The organism is Okeania sp. SIO2B9, from assembly GCF_010672505.1.
Classification (GTDB): Bacteria; Cyanobacteriota; Cyanobacteriia; order Cyanobacteriales; family Microcoleaceae; genus Okeania; species Okeania hirsuta.
Map to the genome: position 1 here is coordinate 1 of NZ_JAAHGK010001766.1, position 1,134 is coordinate 1,134.

Consider the following 1,134-nt stretch of genomic DNA (forward strand, 5'->3'; position numbering starts at 1 on the left):
TATTAGGTTTATGATGAGAGATACTGAATGTTGTCGCTCCACGTCTACAGAACCGTTATCAAAACCCACAACTAATTCTTCAAATAAGCGTGGGGGTCTTAAACTCTATGTTAAAAATATAGATAAATAAATTCTGAATTAGATAGCTATCGAGAATGCAAAAAAGCAGATTATATCACATAAAATACAATTTCAGGAAATAGGTAAACTTGTGGATCTGCTATAGCAATCTTCAATAATTTATTGAAAATAAAAAAATCGATAAAAACTATGAAAAATTTTGTAAATCTTTCTAGTTTTATCATATATTTTTGCACAACTAAAATATGATTTATATACATGATAAAACTCACCTAATCTGTCAAATAAATTATCTATGAATAAATCATCTATCAATTCTAAACAATTACAAATACTTTTAATATTTTATTCTGCGGCAGGAATATTTACTATTAGTGTTCTGGTTGCAATAGTCAGTATATTTCCTCTATATAAGCAACTCAAAAGAAACGAAGAAAGCAATTTACAGTCAGCTTTAAGAACTCGAACTTTGGCAGTAGAAGAATTTATTTCAAAAGTCAAAAGTATTGCAGTACAAATTGCTAGTCGTACCCAAGCAAGACTAGAATTAGAAGCTTATAACCGAAGTTTAAATAATCGTGCTTCTGCTGTTTCTAATATTACACACTATCTGAGCGATGCTCTAAATCGGAGCCAAGATGTAGTTGGCATTACTCGCTTTGATCAAAATAATCAATTGATAGTTCAACGGAGAATAGCAGCACTTTCCATAGAAATTCCATAAAGTATAATTGGCTGATTTGGATTAATTTGTCGTACAAAAGTCATTGCTGAAGCTACATCTTTCGCTTCTTTTGCTCCAATTGTTGTTTTACTTCCGCTCGACCCTCCAACTCCTTGATAATCGACTAATACTGTATCGTAATTCAAAGAATGAAAGATTTTTATAGGGGCGAGAAGTTGCTTATCTTTAACAGCCCCTTGTGCCGGAAAAAGGATTACCGTTCCTTTAGAAGAAGCTGCTGGAATTAACGATAAAAATAATCAGTGCAATAAAGTCTGAGCAAAAATTATTAAGTGCGTCACAAAGAAATGGTATAAGAGATGCTCCTA

Annotated in this window: 2 protein-coding genes; one reads left to right on the top strand and one right to left on the bottom strand. The window is 31.9% G+C overall.

Translation table 11 applies throughout. The features are described from left to right. The first annotated feature begins 376 nt into the window (after window positions 1–376). Window positions 377–805 (top strand): hypothetical protein, encoded by a 429-nt coding sequence (locus F6K13_RS34270; RefSeq protein WP_124144863.1) that lies wholly within the window; start codon window positions 377–379, stop codon window positions 803–805. On the opposite strand, the gene F6K13_RS34275 is transcribed toward F6K13_RS34270, so the two are convergent. Continuing rightward, the gene (locus F6K13_RS34275; RefSeq protein WP_124154826.1) at window positions 766–951 is read right to left on the bottom strand and encodes a hypothetical protein; all 186 of its coding nucleotides are present in this window, start codon (window positions 949–951) and stop codon (window positions 766–768) included. The two genes, F6K13_RS34270 and F6K13_RS34275, sit on opposite strands and share 40 nt — an antisense overlap. Window positions 952–1,134: the final 183 nt, after the last annotated feature.

Bases quoted from the DNA above. Each gene is read 5' to 3' on its own strand.
- F6K13_RS34270 (WP_124144863.1), top strand. From the start codon at position 377: ATGAATAAATCATCTATCAATTCTAAACAATTACAAATACTTTTAATA.